The organism is Corynebacterium sp. HS2168-gen11, from assembly GCF_024834075.1.
In the GTDB taxonomy this organism is placed as follows: Bacteria; Actinomycetota; Actinomycetes; order Mycobacteriales; family Mycobacteriaceae; genus Corynebacterium.
Genome location: NZ_JANUXR010000001.1, coordinates 138992 through 160235, shown reverse-complemented (window position 1 = coordinate 160235; position 21244 = coordinate 138992). Strand labels below are relative to the sequence as shown.

Sequence of the window (21244 nt, the reverse complement as noted above, 5' to 3'; positions counted from 1 at the left end):
ATGACACATTTTAAATTTTTGCATACCTCTGATTTGCAGCTTGGTATGCAGCGTTGGTTTCTCGAAGGCGAAGCACAAGCACGATATGATAGTGCTCGTAAAGATGTCATTGCGACCTTAGGCCAAGCGGCAGTCGAGCACAAGTGTTCCTGCATTTTGGTGGCAGGCGATGTTTTTGAACATAACGCCATTGACCCAAAAATTCGTGAGCGCGCGATCGCCGAGTTTTCGAAATTGCCAGTTCCTGTCTATTTGCTGCCAGGAAACCATGATCCATTAACCGCCGACAGTATCTTCCGGAGCGTTGAAAAATATGACAATATTCATGTCATTGGTGATAACGCGCTAATTCAGCTTGCGCATGACGTTGAACTTGTCGGAGCGCCGCTAGTCTCCAAGCGCTCAGCTCGTGATCTCGTCGCTGAAGCATTGCGACCATTGGCTCCAACGCAGAAAATCCGTATCGCTATCGGTCACGGCCAAGTATTGGCTCGAGGCAATGATAGTAGCTTTGATGTGATTGATCTTGGATTCGTTGAGCAAAAGCTTGCCGACGCTACCATCGATTATCTCGCTCTCGGTGATACCCACTCGGCGATGAGCCTGAGTGAAACCGGCAAAGTGTGGTACTCCGGAGCGCCGGAAGTGACTGATTTCTTGGAGTATCCGGCCGGCAATGGTGAAAACAACTCAGGGAAAGCCTTAGTGGTTGAGATTGAAAAAGCTGGTACAGCAGCAAGCGTCAATGTTACTGAAATCGAGGTTGGGAAATGGCGGTTTGTGGCACCAACCTGGCAGGTCAATAGTGCTGCGGATGTTGAAGAGTTTTGCCAATGGTTGGATAGCTTCGAGCATAAAGACACAACTGTTATTAAATATGCCTTGATCGGTAGCGTTGATGCGACGACCATGCAATGGCTTGAAGAGCAGTTGACCAAGCAAAAAGTTCTATTCGCTGCACTGTATCATCGCGAGCGGACGCATAATCTCGTGTTAGAGCCTACCGATGAAGATCTAGCGGCAATGAATGTCAGTGGTTTTGTTAAGCAAGCATGTGAAAGTTTGTTAGATGATCCAACGCCACAGGCGAAAGATGCTTTGTCATTATTATTCAAACTGAATCGTGAAGTAGAGGGGCGCTAAAATCATGAAAATTCACGAGATTGAAGTTCGTAATTTCCGTGGAATCGAACATATATCTATTACTGATATTCCAGATACTGGATTGATTTTATTGTCTGGCCCAAACGAGGAAGGTAAATCTACGATCCTCGAAGCGATTCATCTGGCATTAACGATGAAATCCAGTTCAACTGCGAAAAACGTCAAGAGCGTCAAACCAGTTGATCGTGATGTTGCACCATTCGTCTCGCTGCAGTTCACATTAGGTGATCAGCGCATGAAACTGACGAAGCAGTATCTGAAAAGCGCTAAAACCGAATTGCGGCTTTCCAATGGTACAACCTTGACTGCAGATGATGCTGAGAACTATTTGGTGCAGCAAAGAGAACAGTATCTGGATGATTCGTTATTTACGGCAATGTTTAACCGCCAAGATAAGATGGTGGCAGACTTAGCTTATGCGGAGATTACTCCATTGGAAAAGATGCTCCAAGAAGGCAATGATGAGGTCGATCCGCATCAGGGCAATACTCTGGTAGAAAAAGCGTACTTGGAATATCTGAATTATTTTAAGAAAACCGGCAAAGAAAGTACCCGCGTCGTCGAGCTGCGAACGCAGCTACAAGAGGCTCAAGCTGCGACCGCTGTGCTGCGAGAAAAGTTGCATGAGCTTGATGAAGACGTGGTGATTTATGAGACCAATACGCGTCGGCTGACTGAACTTGAAGCTAGCATTCCAGAACTAGACGCTGAGGTAGCGTTACGACGAACAGAGTCGAAACAAGTTGAGCAACTACGCGCGAATCTTGAACAAGCACGTCATAAGTACGAAATTGCACAACAAACACATCGTACGGCACAAGAAGCATTGACTATTCGTGACGAAGTGCTTGCCACAATGAATGCACAGGCAGCAAAAGTAGCAGAGCTGGAAGCAGCAGTGCATGTTGCAACGGAAAGTGCAGAAGCTGCGAAGCGTGCGCAGGATCAGCTTAAACATGAATATGACGAGTTAGTTGAACAGCAGCAGGCTGCAAAACAGGCAGTAGAAGATGCGACGACTCAACTACGGTCGGCGAAAACAGTAGCGCAAGCAGCTGAAGCACGGCAAAAACTTGCAAAGCTTGCAGAACTTGAGCAGCAACTCGAAGCTTTGGCTGAAATACCTGTATTTGAGCAGGATGCGGTTGCAGAGCTGGAAGATGCTTGGCGCGCAAAAATACTTGCTGCTGAAAAATTAAAGTTGAATGCGCCAACAGTAACAGTTGCGGCAACCGTGCCAACTGATATTCATATCGATGATGCGGCAGTAACTGTTGATGCTCAAGAACTCCAGCGCACTTTGACGGACGAGATGGTTGTTCGTGTTGGCGATGTCACGATGACTGTTACACCAGCTGCGACAACGGCACAGGAGGACGCGCAACAAGCAAATCAAGTATGGCAACAGCTATGTGAAAAATATGATGTTGATGATGTTCTGACAGCGCGCGAGCGTCGTCAAGCATGGGCGCAAGCAGAGTTGGAGCAGCAGTCATTCCAACGTGACAAGCGTGCGATTCTTAGTGAATATACGCAAGAAGAGTTAGAAACCTTATCTGCTACAAGTGATGGTGAGGTTGTCGTAAGCGTTGAGGAAGCAGAATCGGCGGTAGCTCAAGCGCAGCAGGTGCGTGAAGAATTGGCACAGCGCCGTGAAGAATTGGATGCAAAACGCGAGGCAGCTGCAACCTCACCAGAGCTTGTGAAGCTTCAGGAAGTCAAGCTTGAGCATGCGCAAGAAGCCGAGTATTTCACACGTGAACAAGCAAAAATTGCTGAACTAGAACAGCGGCATTCGTATGAAAGTTTGCAAGAAGCAGTGGCTGAAGCGACAGCAGCAAAGGATCGCGCGTTTGCAACATTCACGGTTCGCGAAGAAGAATTTGCGGAACTTCGAGCAGATGAATTGCAAAGTTTGCTTGAAATTGCAGAAGCAAAGGCCACGAACACCAGGCATCAGGTGACCCAAGTTCAGCTTGAACTGAGCCGGTTGCAAGCCAAAATTGAGCAATCTGGAAACGTAGCCACACAATACGAGCAGGCCAAGAGCCAAGAGCATCTTTTAGAGCGCAAGTATCATCAGCAACAAAAAGATGCACAAGCTGCACAAACGCTCTATGAGACGTTGAGTCACTATCAAAAGATGGCACGTGAACGCTATACGACACCATTTGTGACCGAATTGCAGCGCTTAGCGCAATTGGTCTTCGGGCGAGACGTGACGTTTAACGTATCTGAGGACTTGAAGGTTCAGTCGCGTATTGACGCTAACGGGGTTTCGATAGATAAAGCACAACTCTCAGGTGGCGCGCAAGAACAGGTTGAGATTCTTTCACGTCTTGCAGTGACGAAAATGATTGCATCAGCTGGTATGCCAATCTTCTTCGATGATGTATTAGGTTCGTCGGATGAAACCAGGCTAGATTTCATGGGTGCTGCTTTTGATGCTGTCGCTCAGAATCAGCAAGTGTTTGTGCTCACCTGCGTGCCGCAACGATATCAGTCGGTGAAGCTGCTGCATGAATATTCGTTACCAGCGTTAAAACGCCAATCAAAGGCATAAGCACTATGTGTGTTGAATCGTACGCTGCGTAGAGTTCAGGTCTGAGCTGGTTGGAACGCTGGCTGCAAGCCTGTATGAAATCTACGTGAATAGTTACGCGCCGAGTGGGTTGCTGTCTTGTCCTGCAACCTGCTCGGCGCACATGCTTGTGCGACGTCCAAGCTCGATCATAGTTTTAGTGTTCTTTTTACGAAATAGCACTGAAGCATGCAGGAGGTGGACATTATAGCCATTCAAACCTGGTTGTTAAGGCTGCTGGTACATACCATGCATGAAGGCCGGTGAGAGCGGAGTGTTGCGTCAAGAATCAAAAGTGAAGGACATATCAACAAAAAAGTATGTTGATATGTGTAATTATTAACAATGCAGGTAGCGCTGTATCATTATAGGTATGACTGAAGTTAGATGGCTCAATGATGACGAGCAAAAGCTGTGGCGTTTGCTACTAGGTGCCATACGGAAAGTACAAAATCACAATGATCGGATGCTGCAGACCGGGCATGATCTTACCAGTAGTGAATTTGCAGTACTTGTCAGTCTGTCAGAAAGCACGGAACAGCGTATGCGTCTGCGTGAATTATGTGCGAATCTCGAATGGGATCGCAGCCGCACTTCTCACCAAGTGACCCGTATGGAAAAGCGTGGCTTAGTTTCGAAGAGTCGGTGCATGGGTGATGGACGTGGTACCCATATTTCTTTAACCGATGAAGGGCGTCGTCGTTTGATTCAAGCTGCGCCGTATCATGTGGAGCTTGTTCGTGAGGTTATTTTTGATTCTATTCCATCAGAATTCGTTGAACCGCTTGTGGCATGTTTGGAAAAGATTAATAGCAAAGTTGAAGCTGACGGTGAATCATCAGCGCCCTAAGCCAGAACTGCAGTGACAACGAAGAGTGGTTTCTTCAGCATTGACGAAGAAACCACTTTTTGTGTTTTGGTACATCAAAATGTGTTGATGCGACAGTTCTAGCCGGAACGGCAAGCAGTAGCTCAAGCTTTTGTTGCTGGAAAATACGTGGTGTCGCGATGTCTGCCGAGGGACACAAGGGGAGTTTTTCGGCTCACGCGCAGTGCTTGTAGCATCAGCGCGAGGATGTATATGGCACAAAGAATTTGCCGTTGCTGTTCCAGGTATTTTGTATAAGCCTGAATACGTGAATGTGTAGCATAGATGCTCAATCAAGATTCGGCACGAGAGTAGCATTCCAATTTTGAGATGCTCTATGTATGAGGAAACGGGATGCGCGTGGCTGGGTGAAGATATAAAAAGTGCCCTCGACAGGATTCGAACCTGCGACCTTTGGTACCGGAAACCAATGCTCTATCCACTGAGCTACGAGGGCAATACGGTTGCGCTTGGCTGTATGCAAGACAACGAAAAGCATTCTATCACGAAATGTAATGATCGTTCTACTTTACAGCTCGATCTGCTGAAAAACATTGTGACCTGCGCAAAGCGGCACCTTCTCGAATAAGAAGGTGCCGCTTTGTGAGAACATGCTACATGCTCATTGATTAATCTACGATTACGCAGATCAAGGTACGTGGACCATGCACACCTTCGACACGATTCAACTCGATATCAGAGGTAGCAGATGGGCCAGAAATCATCGTGACTGGGCGAATAGTTGCACCTAAGCGATCGATCATTTCTGGAACACCGTAGACTACGTTTTCCATGCGTACGATCACAACGTGGCAGTCTGGTACCAGTGTGAGAGCACGACGGCCACACAGCTCATTTGATTCCAAGCAGATGGTGCCAGTTTGTGCTGATGATACGTGGGAATCGGTGACCACAGCATCAACATCGTTGAGAGTGCGTGGATCGATGGTGCGATCATCTGGCAGTGCCTGACCCTTGAAATCAGCGAATAATGCTGGATCTAAACCTTCTGCATAACGAATATCTGCAGCGTTACGCTCGTGAAGAATTTCAGCGATCTTTGAAGCCAAGCTGTCTTGGCTTGCTTCATGCACGATTGCCTTGTAGTCCAACAGGCGATCGATCAGAATCTCTTTGAGTTCTTCACGCGAATACTTGGAAGTTTCATCAAGATTGTACTCACGAATGATCTCAACGTCTGCCGGCATATTGGAGAGCTGGTGAGCATTGCGAATGCGGTTGAGGATTTCTGCTTTTGCATCCATGATTAGTTCTCCTTCGCCTCGTTGAGTTTATTGGTTGGCAGGCCATTCTTACGGGCGTCGGCAAGCAATTGTTTTGCCTCGTCGGTTTCAAACCAGTGACGGAACGCAGTCTTTGGTGGAACAGCGGTATCACGAACATCGGTCCAACCAGCCAAGAAGGAAGGCAAGTGAGTGATTTTACCGTTGAAGCCACCCATGATGCGGCCCATGAAGACCAGGCGAGTAGCAGTATCCCAGAGCTTTGCAGAACCCCATGTCAACTGCATTGCGCCCATCAAGCCGCCTTCGATCTTTGGCTTATGTCCGGAAACTTTCTTGTGACGCAGTTCCAGCAAGGTTTCCACAATTGGAATCTTCACTGGGCAAACTTCGTTACAACGTCCGCAGAGGGAGGATGCATATGGGAGGTAACCGTTTGGATCGTGTGAATTATCGATACCGGTCAACTGTGGCGTCAAGATTGCGCCAATTGGACCTGGGTAGGTCGAACCATAAGCGTGGCCACCAGCGCGTTCATATACTGGGCATACGTTCAAGCAAGCCGAGCAACGAATGCACTTTAATGCTTCGCGACCAATCTCATCTGCCATTGCAGCGGTACGACCGTTATCGAGCAAGATGATGTGGAAGTTCTTTGGACCGTCGTTCTCCGTAACGCCAGACCACAGAGAGGTATATGGGTTCATACGCTCGCCGGTGGAAGAACGTGGGAGCAACTGCAAGAACACTTCGTAATCACGGAAGGTTGGCAGAATCTTTTCGATACCCATAACGGAGATCAACGTTTCTGGCAGCGTCAAGCACATACGGCCGTTGCCTTCAGATTCCACAATGGTTACGTGACCGGTTTCAGCGATACCGAAGTTCGCACCAGAGATCGCAACTTTTGCTTCCATAAACTGCTGACGCAGATACACACGAGCAGCTTCAGCAAGTTCTGCTGGTTCGGAAGTAATCGACTCATCGATGTGATCCATCTTATTTAAGAAGATGGAACGAATCTCTGCACGGTTGCGGTGAATAGCAGGCACTAGAATGTGCGATGGCTTATCCTCGCCAAGCTGAACGATCAATTCAGCCAAGTCGGTTTCTTGTGCGAAGATACCTTCTTTTTCCAGCTGCTCATTCAGTGCGATTTCCTGGGTTGCCATTGATTTAATCTTGACAACCTTCTTGGTATCAGCTTCTTTTACCAAGCGTGTGACAATTTCGCCAGCTTCTTTTGCATCGCGTGCCCAGTGAACGTGGCCACCGCGTGCGGTAACAGCTGCCTCAAATTGCTCTAATAATTCTGGCAGGTGTGCAACAACGTGGCGCTTGGTGGTAGAACCAGCTTCACGCAGCGCCTCCCAGTCGTTGATCTCGTCGATGACAGCTTGACGCTTGTTGCGAATCGTCGTGGTTGCCTTTGTCAGGTTACGACGTTGAGTAACCTTGTTGAGGTCCTCGTGTGCCTTCTTTGGGAATGGCAGGTCACCGCGCAGGTTGGAAATTTCGGACGCACGTGGTGGCATCGTTGGGGTTCCGAGCGAAACGCTCACAGCATTGCCTCCTTGGAGTAAGCAGCTGACGTTGGGGTCCAAGGATGTTCCTTGGTTGAAGCCAAAATTTCAGCCAGGTGAATAGCACGAATACCAACGTGCTGACGTGAAAGAGCACCCACAATATTCATCAAGCAAGAGGAGTCGCCACCGGTGATATATTCAGCACCAGTATTTTCAATATTGCGGCACTTATCAGAAACCATTGCTGCGGAAGTTTCTGCGTTCTTCAAGGAGAAGGTACCGCCAAAGCCACAGCATTCCTCTTTATTTGGAAGGTCAAGCAGTTCCAAGCCCTCCACATTCTGGAGCAAACGGTATGGGCGATCGCCAAGCTTCAAGAAACGTAAACCATGGCAGGATGGGTGATATGTAACCTTGTGGGGGAAGAATGCGCCTACGTTTTCCACACCAGCTACGTCGATGAGGAATTCAGGAAGGTCCAAAGTCTTCTTTGCAGCTTTAGCTGCGCCATCTGCTAAGCCGGCTTTGCCATAACGCTTGGCGACGTGCTCATGCTGTTCGCGCACCGCGCCCACGCAAGAACCAGAAGGGGAGACGACGAAATCAATGGAGTCGTCTTCGAAAGCGTCAACGTAGTTCTCGATCATGCCAACGGCTTCTTTTTGATAGCCGGTGTTGACATGCATCTGACCACAGCAGGTCTGCTTCTCTGGGAATACTACTTCGTAACCCAAGCGGGAAAGAAGTAGAGCAGTAGCTTTGGACGCATCGGGGAACATAGCGTCGCCGATACAGGTGGAAAAGAGCGCAACTCTCATTGTGGTTATTGCTCCTATCTTTGTATGAGTAAAGTTCGCAATCTACACGCCTCTCACCCGGTGTGTATCGAAGGTGATAGTGACTCACCGCGTTCTAGAACGGGAAAGTAGACGTAAGTATTCAAAACTTCCGTACTCTCACATAATTGCAAGCGCGAGGCGAAAAAGATCTAGCTACTAATTTACCCTAAAAATTGTGGGTATGGGTAACTGAAAAGGTTTGGAAAGTTGCCGTCTAGCTGGAGATATATACGAAACATTAGTGTTTCATAAATACTGATTGTGTGCGATTCGACTTAGGGTTGGCTATAAACTGCAGGTGTGTAGTTGTCATCTGGAGCGAATGAAAAATAAATGCGTCAAAAATTTCCGATGTTGAATATGGTTGTTATTTGGGTTCTGTAGTTGTGGTACTTTTAAGCAAGAAAAAACATCCACCCGTATTCCCCCGAAAGAGGGGAATACGGGTGGATGTGAAAAATAACTTTTCGTCCGGTTTAGTTCACGACAGGAATCATGAAGCTCAAGATGTCGGACTGGAGGTAGACCAGGCTGCAAACTACCAAGAGCAAGCCGAAGGACCAGCCAACAACAGCCTTGAAAATCTCGGACTCACGGCCTTCGTAATCAACAGCGGTAGCTGCAATTGCCAATGACTGAGGGGAGATCATCTTACCAACGACACCGCCAGTGGTATTTGCGGCAAGCATCAGGTCAGGATTAATGCCAGCACCTTGCGCAGCGGTTAGCTGCATCTTGCCGAACAGAGCGTTTGCAGAAGTGTCAGAGCCGGTCACAGCGGTACCAACCCAACCAAGGGAAGGAGCCAAGAATGCGTAAACGCCGCCGAGAGAAGCAACATACTCACCAATTGCAACGGTTTGTCCAGAGTAGTTCATAACGTATGCCAAGCCCAGCACCAGGCCAATGGTTACTGCGGACCAGCGCATACGGTACAGGGTGTGGCTAAACTCGTTAACAACTGCGCCGGCAGTCAGTGGGTACTTACCGTTTTCGTTGAAAATCATGTAGATGATGGACACGATAATGCCAGAGAACAGCAGTAGGGTGCCTGGGTTGCGAAGCAATTCAAGGGAGTAAGCAGATTTGATTGGCTCACCTTGTGCATTGACGAGGCGTTCTGCGAGCAGTGGCCAATCGAGGGTGATCTTTGCCTGGGTCAACAGGGTCTTGATTGGGCCTTGCAGGTTTGCAATACCGAAGATGAAGGTCACAACTGCATATGGCATCAGTGCCATCCAGATGCGAATGCCTGGCAGCTCTTCCTTGGTTGCTGCAGGTGGCAGATCCATGCGGGCGCGCATTTCTTCGATACCGCGTGGGTTCCAGAAGCGCAGGAAGATGAATGCAGCACCAAGGGAAACGATACATGCAACAACGTCGGTGAGCTGGTATGCGAAGTAGTTCGACGTTGCCCACTGTGCGACAGCGAAGGAGATACCGATGATTAAGCCAGGGATCCAAGCTTCCTTTACACCCTTGAAACCATCCAAGATGAAGAGCAGTAAGATTGGCACAAATACTGCGATCAGTGGTGCTTGGTGACCAACGATTGCTGCAATGTTCATGGTTTGTTCGGTGCTACGACCAGCAACAGCGCCAACGGTGGTAATTGGAATAGCAACAGCGCCGAATGCCACTGGTGCGGTATTGGCAAGCAATACGACGGTGGCGGCCTTCAGTGGTTTGATGCCAAGAGCAAGAATCATGGTTGCGGTAATTGCAACTGGTGCACCGAATCCGGCGAGAGCTTCAAGCAAGCCACCGAAACAGAATGCGATCAAGATTGCCTGAATACGGACATCGCCGTCGCCAAGCTTGTCGAAGGTGCGGCGCAAATCCTCGAAGCGGCCGGATGCAACGGTGATTTGGTAGAACCAAATCGCAGTCATGATCACCCAGACGACCGGCATGATACCAAACAAGGAACCACGCAAGGTTGCCATCAGGGCGAGATCAAGCGGCATATGGAAACCGAAGATTGCCACCACGATTGCGGTCAGGGTTGCGACAGCTGCCGAAACGTGTGCGCTCGCTTTCATACCAATGAGCATGACAAAGAATGCGAGCAATGGAATAGTCGCCACCAGCGCAGAAAGGCCGAGACTACCTCCAACTGCATCGGTTACAGCGGTAAAGGTATTCACTGCAACTCCTTACTGTAGAAATGTATAGAAACTAAACGAGAGTCAGAACGGGCAAATAATCGTTGCGAAACGCCTGAGTGTATCAGGGTGCAATCGCTCCGTTGCAAAATCTTTTCTTAAAAAGGTCAGTGCATAACCACAGAGCTTTTGAATGGGAAACATCCATCGGTTCTGTCAAAAAGATTTTCTCTAACTATATAGAGTGGCCTATGGGATCATATTCGTGAAATCGAGAATTTAAGTACGAATGCTCCATAACATATAAAGATGTAACTTCGCGGTCACAGTGGTTATTGGCTGCAATGTTTCATGAGCAGGAGATTTGAAAGTGATCTATTTATGTGAGTTACGTCAATGTTGAATGTACTGTTCAACACACCCCTTAAAGTTTCGTGACGTAGATCACGTCAATTGTGATGAAACTTTCCCCTGAATTACCCCCGTTTTTTATCCTATTGTTACTAACGATGCATTGTTCGGGAACTGTTTTTTCTGTGAATACGAGTGAAATTGTGCAAGATTGTGATGATTGTTGTTGTCGTCACTATCATGACGTACATAGGCGGGTGTAGGTTCCATATGGTTATTACGACTTCCGTCGGCTGTTTTTGCGATACAAGGCTTAAGCACTTCAAAAAGAATATGTCTCCAAGATATGTCTAACTCGGGGGTACGAGGTTTGTGAGTGTGTGGCAGTTTTCGTTTGCTACTGGTCCTGATAGCTGCGTGGTGGTGCTGATAAGTGCTGTTGCAGCAGTAATTCGGAAGTCTTGGTGTGTATTTGCAGCGGCTTTATCCTTATTGGCGGACAATATCTTCTGCACCTAAGTCGTAAGTTCATTATGCTATGCGATAGAATGACAGGTTATGACTCCTGCAGATCTTTCTTCATTCATTAAAGACGTCGCCACCACACAACTGGCCGAACGCGGTCTTGATGTTGCCGCACTTCCAGAAACGGTTGTGGTTGAGCGCCCACGAAATCCAGAACACGGCGATTACGCAACCAATATTGCGCTGCAAGTTGCAAAAAAAGTTGGTATGAACCCACGCGAACTCGCGCAAGTGTTAGCAGATGCCTTGAGTCAGTCGGCAGCTATTGAGGTCGCAGAGATTGCAGGACCAGGATTTTTAAATATTCGCTTGGCAGCTGATGCGCAGGGCAAGATTGTTGCTGACGTTTTGGCTGCAGGGGATGCATATGGCCATTCTGATATCTATGCAGACAAGGTAGTCAACCTGGAATTTGTGTCGGCTAACCCAACTGGCCCAATTCACCTTGGCGGTACGCGCTGGGCTGCAGTTGGCGACTCCTTGGGACGCGTCTTAGCTGCTACAGGCGCAACGGTCACTCGTGAGTACTACTTTAATGATCACGGTCGCCAGATCGATCGTTTCACCAATTCACTGGTTGCCGCTGCACAAGGCCTGCCAACTCCAGAAGATGGTTACGGCGGAGAATATATCCACGATATCGCCCAGACTGTGGTTGCTGCAGTCCCAGGCATTTTAGAGCTTGACGACGCCGAAATGCGCGAAACCTTCCGGGCTCACGGAGTTGAGCTGATGTTTGCTCATATCAAGTCGTCGTTGCATGAATTCGGTACTGATTTTGATGTGTACTTCCATGAGAATTCTCTGTTTGAATCAGGTGCCGTGGATCGTGCAATTGAAAAACTCAAAGAAAACGATAACCTGTATTTCAATGAGGGTGCATGGTGGTTACGGTCAAGCAATTATGGCGATGATAAAGACCGCGTTGTGATTAAATCTGATGGTGACGCTGCCTATATTGCCGGCGATATTGCTTATGTTGCCGATAAGTTTGAGCGTGGCCACAACTTAGCGATTTATATGCTCGGTGCTGATCACCACGGTTATATTTCTCGTCTGCGTGCTGCTGCCGCCGCACTTGGCTACGACCCAGCATCTGTGGAAGTCTTAATTGGTCAAATGGTCAATCTGGTTAAAGATGGCGAAGCAGTACGCATGAGTAAGCGTGCCGGTACGGTAATCACCTTGGATGACTTAGTTGAAGCAATTGGCATTGACGGTGCACGCTATGCCATGATTCGTTCTTCGACCGATTCTTCGTTGGATATTGACCTTGCATTATGGACATCCCAATCTTCAGATAATCCGGTCTATTACGTGCAATACGGACATGCGCGGTTGTGCTCGATTGCACGCAAGGCTGCTGAATTGAACGTGGAATATTCTACTGACAATTTAGACTTGCTGACGCATGAGCGTGAAGGTGATCTTATTCGGACAATTGGCGAATTCCCAGCGATTGTGCAGGCAGCTGCCACACTGCGAGAACCACATCGCGTGGCACGTTATGCTGAAGAACTGGCGGCAACCTTCCATAAGTTCTATGACTCTTGCCAGATTCTGCCGAAATCAGACGAGACTGTGGAGCCAATTCATGCTGCACGTCTAGCATTGGCAACTGCGACACGTCAGGTACTTGCGAACGCTTTGAATCTCGTTGGAGTCAGCGCGCCAGAACGCATGTAAGATTTCGCTGCCTTTATTTCTTCGTGTCTAGAGCAAAGTTTAGATGTGAAGAAATAAAGGCAGTTTCTTATATATTCAACGCCTACAGATGTGAGACTGAAGTCTGCATACGTGGGAAAATAGCGAGAATAGTGCGCAAGATTGCAAATATGCACTTGCGAGCATTCTTCTTTTCATACACAGCAATAATGAACGTGCTGCGTTCTAGATACGACAGTACCTTTTGAAGGAAACCATCATGAGTTTTAATGGATTACCCGCACACGTGTGGCCTCGCAATGCAACACGTACTGCTGATGGAGCAGTGGCGATTGGAGGTGTTGATCTTCGTGATATTGCTGCTGAGTTTGGGACTCCAGTGATGGTCGTCGATGAAGATGATTTTCGATCGCGTTGTCGTGATATGGCCCAAGCCTTTGGCGGGGGAGAACATGTTCACTATGCTTCCAAGGCATTTTTAACGTCTCGGATTGCCAAGTGGGTTCATGAGGAAGGTCTTGCATTAGATATTGCTTCTCACGGCGAATTACAAGTTGCCATCCATGCAGGTTTTCCTGCACAGCTTATTGCAGCGCATGGGAATAATAAAGATCGCAATTTCTTATCTGCGTGCGTACAAGAAGGTGTTGGACATGTAATTTTAGATTCGCATCAAGAAATTGCAGAACTTAATGCCGTGGCAGCTGAAATCGGCAAAGTTCAAGATGTACTCATTCGAGTCAAACCAGGTATTGATGCCCATACGCATGAATTCATTGCAACTGCTCATGAAGATCAAAAATTTGGATTTTCCTTGGCATCTGGTTCTGCATTACGAGCAGCCTATAGCGTCGTCGAAGCATCTCATCTGCGTCTTGTGGGATTGCATTGTCATGTAGGTTCGCAAGTGTTTGATGCTGAAGGTTTCTCGCTTGCTGCAGAACGTGTGTTGAAACTATTTGGCACCATTTTGCGTGAGACCAACGTGGGGGAAGAATTTCACATTCTTGATTTAGGCGGCGGCTACGGCATTGCATATGTTGAGCATGAACGAGCATTAGATGTCGCAGCCCTTGCTGCTGACCTATTAGAACGTGTGCAAAAGCATGCAGATCGCCTCGATGTACCAACGCCATTTGTGATGGTTGAACCAGGACGTGCAATTGCTGGCCCATCGACGGTGACCATGTATACCGCAGGCACCATTAAAGATGTCACCATTGACGATAATGCTACAAGACGGTATATCTCGGTCGATGGCGGCATGAGCGATAATATTCGCCCAGCGTTATATCAATCGCAATACGATTTCCGAGTCGTCAATCGTGCAACCAATGGAACTGCAATTGCTTCGCGCGTGGTTGGTTCACACTGTGAAGCTGGTGATATCTTGATCCACGATCAGCAGTTGCCTGCTGATATTGCAACTGGTGATCTCGTCGCATTAGCCGCTACCGGAGCATATTGTTATTCGATGTCCTCGCGGTACAACATGATGATGCGTCCGGCAATTGTCAGTGTGAAAGATGGTTGCGCGCAGCTGATGGTACGCCGCGAAACGATTGCAGATTTCTTCGCATTGGAAGTCGAAGATTTCTGTGACTAAGCGATGGGGGTAACGCCCTGTTTTGCGTATATCTTGGATTACTGCGGTAATCCAGTAGAATTGAAACACTTTAGTTATCAGTTTGCGTGTTCATTAAATTATTGGCACGCAATGGGTACCGCCGACCTCTGTCATGTACCCGTATAGCCTTGTTTGGAGACCCATTATGACCAATACTGTTCCTACGCCATTTAATCCTGGGAAAGGCGCTGGTGCTAGCGTCGGCGTCGCAATTTTAGGGTACGGCACAGTTGGCTCTCAGGTCTTGCGTTTGATGTTAGAAAATGCTGAAGAATTCACGCATCGCGCTGGCGGTCCACTGGAAGTCAAAGGTGTGGCAGTTTCGAATAAAGAAAAGCACCGTGGCTCCTTAGCTGATACCCAAGGTTTACTCACCGATGATGCTCGTAGTCTAATTATGCGTGACGACGTCGATCTCGTGGTCGAAGTCATCGGTGGCATTGATTATCCCCGCGAGTTAGTGTTGCAAACATTGCGTGCCGGTAAGTCAGTTGTGACCGCAAACAAGGCACTCGTTGCAGCCCATTCTGCTGAATTAGCAGCAGCTGCCGATGAAGCTGGGGTGGATTTGTATTTCGAAGCTGCAGTAGCAGCTGCTATTCCAGTGGTTGGCCCATTGCGTCGTTCCTTAGCTGGCGATCGGATCCAATCCGTGGCAGGTATTGTCAATGGCACCACTAACTTCATGCTCGATGCTATGGATGCAGAAGGCGTGGATTATGACCAGATCCTGGCAGAATCCATTCGTCTTGGTTACGCCGAAGCCGATCCAACTGCTGATGTCGAAGGCTATGATGCAGCATCAAAGGCTGCTATTTTGGCATCCTTGGCCTTCCACACTCGCGTAACCGCTGATGATGTGCATCGCGAAGGTATTTCGAATATCACCGCCCAAGATATTGCAGCAGCAAAAGCTGCCGGCTATACCATCAAACTGCTTGCTATTTGTGAGCGTTTAGTCGCAGAAGACGGCAGCGAATCGGTATCTGCTCGCGTCCATCCAACGCTTGTGCCCCGTTCTCATCCACTGGCGAGCGTAAATAAGAGCTTCAACGCAATTTTCGTAGAAGCTGAAGCTGCTGGTCGACTGATGTTCTACGGCAATGGTGCTGGTGGTAATCCAACGGCATCTGCAGTCCTTGGCGATATTGTTGGTGCTGCCCGCAACAAGGTCTTTGGTGGTCGTGCGCCTGGTGAATCCACCTATGCAAACCTGCCACTTGCTGATTTCGGTGATGTTCCAACCCGCTATCACATCGATATGAAAGTAGAAGATCGCACCGGTGTCTTAGCTGAGCTGACCAAAGTATTTGCACAGCATGCGATTTCTTTGCGAACAGTTCGTCAGGAAGAAAGCGGTGATCATGCTCGTTTAATTCTGGTGACGCACACTGCACGTGAAGCCGATTTAGCGGCTACCGTCGAACAGCTGCAGCATACCGATGCAGTCTTAGAAGTAACCTCAGTATTGCGTCTAGCAGGAGAATAAACACTATGGCGATCCCAGTTGGACGCAAAGTAACCGTACGAGTTCCAGGTTCATCAGCAAATTTAGGTCCTGGATTTGATACCCTCGGGCTGGCGTTAAGCATTTATGATGTTGTTGAAATTGAAGTCATTGATGACGGCTTGATCGTAGAAGTCTATGGTGAAGGCGAAGGCGAATTACCACTTGATGCCTCGCATCTCGTGGTTAAAGCCTGTATTGCAACTTTGGCTGCAGCAGGAGAAACTGCACCTGGTTTGAAAGTTGTGTGTCATAACACCATTCCACAATCACGTGGACTTGGTTCTTCAGCAGCCGCGGCAACCGCAGGTGTGATCGCAGGTCATGCGCTTGCCGGTGAAGTGTTTAGCACCGATCAGCTGGTACAAATGGCTGCAGAATATGAAGGTCATCCCGACAATTCCTCAGCATCAGTACTCGGTCATGCAGTAGTGTCCTGGACTGATACTCAAGAGGAGTATCCGCAGTATCATGCGGTAACCTTGCCAGTTCATCCTGAGATTCAAGCGACTGCATTTGTCCCGAATTTCCATGCATCAACCGCAGAAATTCGGAAAGTATTACCATCAAACGTGTCGCATCTCGATGCAAGATTCAATGCTGCACGCAGCGCTTTACTGACAGTTGCCCTGCAGCATGATCCATCATTGTTGATGGCCGCAACTGAAGACCGCTTGCATCAACCATATCGAGCTGAAGTTTTAGCAACCACAACCAAGTGGGTTAAAACTTTACGTGAAGCAGGCTACGCAGCATTTGTATCAGGTGCAGGACCAACCTGTTTAGCGTTATCGACAGAACCTGTGCGCCCTGATTTAATCCAAGCTGCCCAAGACGAAGGCTTAGCTGTTTTTGCATTAACTGTTGCAGATCCAGTGCACTATGAAGTCACTGATGTAAATACAGCACACGCCTAGCACGAAGGCTTGCACAAAAAACATCTCCACTTGATTGGAAAGTGGAGATGTTTTTCATCTCAAGCCGTGAGCGTGAACATGATCGCAGCACAAGAATGGTGGAGGAATATGCACCTACTATGAGCTTCGCTGCCCAGGGCCAGGAAGTGCAATAATATCGAACTCGTTGGCGGCAAGATGTTTGCGAAGATCCACCTTGTCGAACTTCCCAACTGATGTGCGATCAATTTCGTCGACAAACGCCCAATACTCAGGAATCATCCAGGATGGGAACTTTTCACGCAAAATCTGGCGTAATCGTTCAGCAGTAGTCGCAGTAGGCTCAATGCCGCTGGCTAAGATTGTCACGGCAAGCGGGCGTTCACCCCATTTGGGATCTGGATATCCAATGACGGCACATTCCACCACCGCTTGTGCTGCCATAATTTCATTTTCCAAAAGAGTGGAATAAATCCATTCGCCACCAGAACGAATGACATCACGCGCTCGATCATGCACAGTTAAGAATCCATCACTGGTGACTGTGCCCACATCGCCGGTCCGTAACCACCCATCTTCGGTAAATTGCTCTGGTGCCGTATCCACTGTGCCATTACGGAAAATATGTGCCGTCCCACCTGCTTGTTCAGAAGGGGAGCGATAGTAACTGCCAGTAACCCAATGACCGCGAACTTGAATCTCACCGTGCTGACGGTCCGTACCTGAAACATCTTGGCCATCATTGACCACACGATATTCCACCGAAGCCGGGAAACGTCCTTGACTGGTCCGATACGCTTCGCGTGTTTCACCAGAAGCTCCCGCCGGTGGACGCGCAACTGAGCTTACCGACGTCGTTTCGGTCATACCCCAAACTTGAATAACGTCCACACCATAGCGTTCTTCCCACATTCGCATTAATACAGGCGGCACCGCAGAGCCGCCTGAAAAAATTTCCTGCAGTGTCATACGAGCAGGTGGATGGTTTAAATAGTGCACCATTAATTCAATCCATAAGGTTGGCACACCATTTGCCATGCGAGGATGGGTAGCTTCGATTAATTGTGCAAGCGAAGCTGGAGAAAGATCAGCGCCTGGAAAAATTAGTGGAGTTCCAGTCATAAAGCCAGCCACTGGAACACACCAGGAAAGTACGTGATAAATCGGCACACAACATAAAAATGATTGAGTATGTGAAATTGCCAAAGAATCAGTGGTACGCAGCGACAAGCACTGCAAATAGATGGAGCGATGTGAATAAATAACACCTTTTGGCGCACCAGTTGTACCAGTGGAATAACACAAGGCTGCGGCAGCAGTTTCTGGCATTTTTGGCCACGGGTACGTAGTACTACGGCCGTCAAGTAGCGCTTCGTAAGAATAACAGCGAATATGATCCGGAATAAACGATGTTGCTGGCTGAATATCTGCGCGTCCAATAAAAACCACAGCACGAACGGAAGGACAGCCAGTGGCTAGAATGAAACCCAACTGTTTCGCAAGACGTTGATCAGCGATAATCACTTCATCTTCCGCATGGTTAATGATGTGCGTAATTTGATCATTCATCAATTGCTTGTTTAATGGATTAAACACCGCGCCCATACACGCAACCGCAAATAATGTTTCTAAATGTTCGGCACAATTGAACATAAACGACGCCACGCGTTGATCGCTTGTAATGCCAAGTTCATCATGTAAAGCGTGCGCCAAAGCTGCTGCACGAGCCGCGATTTCGCCATAGGTGGTTTCATGCAACGTGTCTGATTCCCACGTCGTTACCTTGGTGCTACGAAACGCAGTGGCGCCATGGATGAAAATGCGGGAGAGATTAAGTGGAAGTTCCTGCATTGTCGAAAGCATCGCGTCACCTTATCGAAATTCATTGCAACGTATCTGTGATATTTCATCTCAGTATAGTGGTTTTCGCCGGCTAGGTGAGGCTGTTGCGATGTGAAGGGGTAAAGCAATAAGGATTTTTTGTGTTGGTTTTACCTGTACCTTATCTGTGCGCTACACTGCATATGAACACTCCAATCAAATACCTTCTGTTAGAACCAACGTTGCACCGTTGATTGCGGGATTTGCAACATGGCCGAACGGCAAAACGTATCGCTAACAGAAACGACGTTTTACACTTAAGCATTCGCGATTGTGTTGTTTGTTCATTCTCACCAATATGGCATGTGCTTATGATGCACAAAAGCAGACGTGAGGATTTTCCTCCCACGTGATTGTGCTTAAGCCCCTGAGAGCTCACTTGTCGCTACCGTCATATCGTTGTTATTTCGATATTGGATTTGGGTAGATCGGCAATATGGAGCAAAACTGAAAGGACATCTGTGACTACAACAGATACCGGCGCACAGCGTAACTTAGCTGCTATGCGTCTGCCAGAACTGCGTAAACTTGCAGCAAACCTTGGATTAAAAGGTGTTTCCGCCCTCCGCAAGGGTGATCTCATCACCGCAATTAATGGTGCGTCTGGTTCGTCAGCAGCATCTGTCACCAAGCGACACGCTTCGGCAACAGCCCCAGCACATCAAGATGCGCCACAAGTTGAATCTTCAGAAGACGCCAAGCCTCGCCGTCGTCGCGTAAGCACAACCACGCAGCCGCAGGCAACCACTGATGACACTGCACAATCAGGCTCTGAAGAAGCTGCTCCAGCTGTCCACACTGAACAAAAATCACGCCGCCGTCGCGTCGTCAAGCATGTCGACGCAACAACCGATGCACCTGCTGAGGTATCTGGCAGTGAAGAATCTGAAGATTCTGACAACCAGAACGAAAACCGCTATGAGTCTCGTTCTGCAGCTCGCCGTGCTCGTCGAAATCGTGCGCGCCGGGATGATCGTGACAATCGTCGTCGTGGCCGTGACAATCGCGAAGAGCGCGATACTCGCGAGGAGCGCGAAGATGAGCAAGCCGTCAACGTAGCAGCTGAGGCACAAGCACCAGCAGATCTCAAGACGGAGCACGAAGAAGCACCATCAGCAGCTGCTGAGCAAACCACTGATGGCGAGCAGCAAGAGCGTCGCGAGCGTCACGACCGTGGTGACCGCAATGATCGTGGTGATCGCCGCGACCGTCGTGGCCGTCGGAATCGCCGTGGCCGTGATCGTGATCGCGAGCGTAATGATGATGACAATCCACGCGAAGTACGTGAAGAAAACTTGCAAGAAATTGGCGGTATTTTAGATATCGTTGATTCCAATGTCGCATTTGTTCGCACCTCTGGTTATCATGCAGGTCCTGCGGATGTGTACGTTAATAGCCAAATGATTCGTCGCTTTGGCTTGCGTGCCGGAGACGCCATTACCGGTGCCGTGCGCATGCATGATGGCAATGAAAATCGTGGTGGCTATGGCCGTGGTCGTAATCGCCAAAAGTACAACCCATTGGTACGCGTGGATACCGTCAATGGCATGACAGTAGAAGAAGCAAAGGCACGTCCAGACTTTGCAAAACTGACGCCACTGTATCCAAACCAGCGTTTACGTTTGGAAACTGAGCAAAAGATTCTCACCACCCGCGTGATCGACCTGATTATGCCAATTGGTAAAGGTCAGCGCGCATTAATCGTCTCTCCACCAAAGGCTGGTAAGACGACAATCATGCAAAATATTGCCAACGCAATTGCAACGAACAACCCAGAGTGCTACTTGATGGTTGTGCTTGTCGACGAACGCCCTGAAGAAGTTACGGATATGCAACGCAGCGTCAAAGGTGAAGTGATTTCTTCTACCTTCGATCGTCCGCCTTCAGAGCACACCGCAGTTGCAGAACTTGCAATTGAGCGGGCAAAGCGCCTGGTTGAACAAGGTCAAGACGTTGTAGTGTTGTTGGATTCGATTACCCGTTTGGGCCGTGCCTATAACAACTCTTCACCAGCATCAGGTCGTATTCTGTCTGGTGGTGTGGATTCCAATGCGCTGTATCCACCAAAGCGTTTCTTGGGTGCAGCTCGCAATATTGAAAATGGTGGATCGTTGACCATCATTGCCACTGCCATGGTAGAAACCGGTTCCGCTGGCGATACCGTGATCTTCGAAGAGTTTAAGGGCACTGGTAACGCTGAGCTGAAGCTGGATCGTAAGATTTCGGAGCGTCGCGTATTCCCAGCTGTGGATGTCAATCCATCTGGTACTCGTAAAGATGAACTCTTGCTTGGCCCAGATGAGGCACGCGTCCTGCACAAGCTGCGTCGTATCTTGTCTGCACTCGATAGCCAGCAAGCAATTGATTTGTTGATCAAACAGCTGAAGAAAACCAAGAGTAACCGTGAATTTATGATGCAGGTTGCATCGTCATCAATCATGGCTGCCGACAACGAGGAGGCTTAA

At 48.5% G+C, this 21244-nt stretch carries 13 protein-coding genes and 1 tRNA gene; 8 read left to right on the top strand and 6 right to left on the bottom strand.

The window, feature by feature from the left end; translation table 11 throughout:
- The 3 genes from NXS99_RS00675 (at position 1) to NXS99_RS00665 (ending at position 4595) form a co-directional block, all read left to right on the top strand.
- Positions 1-1143 carry an exonuclease SbcCD subunit D gene (locus NXS99_RS00675; RefSeq protein ID WP_259286741.1) on the top strand — a complete coding sequence of 381 codons (1143 nt, stop codon included), beginning with the start codon at positions 1-3 and terminating at the stop codon, positions 1141-1143.
- Positions 1144-1147: 4 nt separating this feature from the next.
- Entirely contained in the window at positions 1148-3727 is a 2580-nt protein-coding gene (locus tag NXS99_RS00670) for an AAA family ATPase (protein WP_259286740.1), read from the top strand.
- A gap of 391 nt (positions 3728-4118) precedes the next feature.
- A complete protein-coding gene (locus NXS99_RS00665) occupies positions 4119-4595 on the top strand; it encodes a MarR family winged helix-turn-helix transcriptional regulator (RefSeq protein WP_259286739.1) in 477 nt (158 codons plus the stop codon).
- A 402-nt stretch (positions 4596-4997) separates the two neighbouring features.
- Here the strand turns inward: NXS99_RS00665 and NXS99_RS00660 are convergent.
- The 5 genes from NXS99_RS00660 to NXS99_RS00640 form a co-directional block, all read right to left on the bottom strand.
- Positions 4998-5070: transfer RNA gene (locus NXS99_RS00660), tRNA-Arg, on the bottom strand.
- A 172-nt stretch (positions 5071-5242) separates the two neighbouring features.
- Complete coding sequence (locus NXS99_RS00655; protein WP_259286738.1) at positions 5243-5878, bottom strand: LUD domain-containing protein; 636 nt, start codon at positions 5876-5878, stop codon at positions 5243-5245.
- 2 nt (positions 5879-5880) lie between these two features.
- On the bottom strand, positions 5881-7419 hold the full coding sequence (locus NXS99_RS00650) for a LutB/LldF family L-lactate oxidation iron-sulfur protein (protein ID WP_259286737.1): 1539 nt from the start codon (positions 7417-7419) through the stop codon (positions 5881-5883).
- On the bottom strand, positions 7416-8201 hold the full coding sequence (locus NXS99_RS00645) for a (Fe-S)-binding protein (RefSeq protein ID WP_259286736.1): 786 nt from the start codon (positions 8199-8201) through the stop codon (positions 7416-7418). Before NXS99_RS00645 ends, NXS99_RS00650 begins: the two co-directional genes overlap by 4 nt.
- Positions 8202-8698: 497 nt before the next feature.
- Positions 8699-10369, bottom strand: coding sequence for an L-lactate permease (locus NXS99_RS00640; protein ID WP_259286735.1), 1671 nt, complete (start codon positions 10367-10369; stop codon positions 8699-8701).
- A gap of 867 nt (positions 10370-11236) precedes the next feature.
- On the opposite strand from NXS99_RS00640, the gene argS reads away from it, so the two are divergent.
- The 4 genes from argS (at position 11237) to thrB (ending at position 16919) form a co-directional block, all read left to right on the top strand.
- Positions 11237-12889, top strand: a complete 1653-nt coding sequence (argS, locus tag NXS99_RS00635; protein WP_259286734.1) for an arginine--tRNA ligase — start codon at positions 11237-11239, stop codon at positions 12887-12889.
- A 238-nt stretch (positions 12890-13127) separates the two neighbouring features.
- Positions 13128-14474: a diaminopimelate decarboxylase gene (gene lysA, locus NXS99_RS00630; RefSeq protein WP_259286733.1), complete on the top strand. Its 1347-nt coding sequence runs from the start codon at positions 13128-13130 to the stop codon at positions 14472-14474.
- A 166-nt stretch (positions 14475-14640) separates the two neighbouring features.
- The gene (locus tag NXS99_RS00625; protein WP_259286732.1) at positions 14641-15984 is read left to right on the top strand and encodes a homoserine dehydrogenase; all 1344 of its coding nucleotides are present in this window, start codon (positions 14641-14643) and stop codon (positions 15982-15984) included.
- Positions 15985-15989: 5 nt separating this feature from the next.
- Positions 15990-16919 carry a homoserine kinase gene (thrB, locus tag NXS99_RS00620; protein ID WP_259286731.1) on the top strand — a complete coding sequence of 310 codons (930 nt, stop codon included), beginning with the start codon at positions 15990-15992 and terminating at the stop codon, positions 16917-16919.
- A 117-nt stretch (positions 16920-17036) separates the two neighbouring features.
- Here the strand turns inward: thrB and NXS99_RS00615 are convergent, their stop codons facing one another.
- Entirely contained in the window at positions 17037-18761 is a 1725-nt protein-coding gene (locus NXS99_RS00615) for a long-chain fatty-acid--CoA ligase (protein WP_259286730.1), read from the bottom strand.
- Between the two features lie 479 nt (positions 18762-19240).
- Between NXS99_RS00615 and rho the strand changes: the two genes are divergently transcribed.
- A complete protein-coding gene (rho, locus tag NXS99_RS00610) occupies positions 19241-21244 on the top strand; it encodes a transcription termination factor Rho (protein WP_259286729.1) in 2004 nt (667 codons plus the stop codon).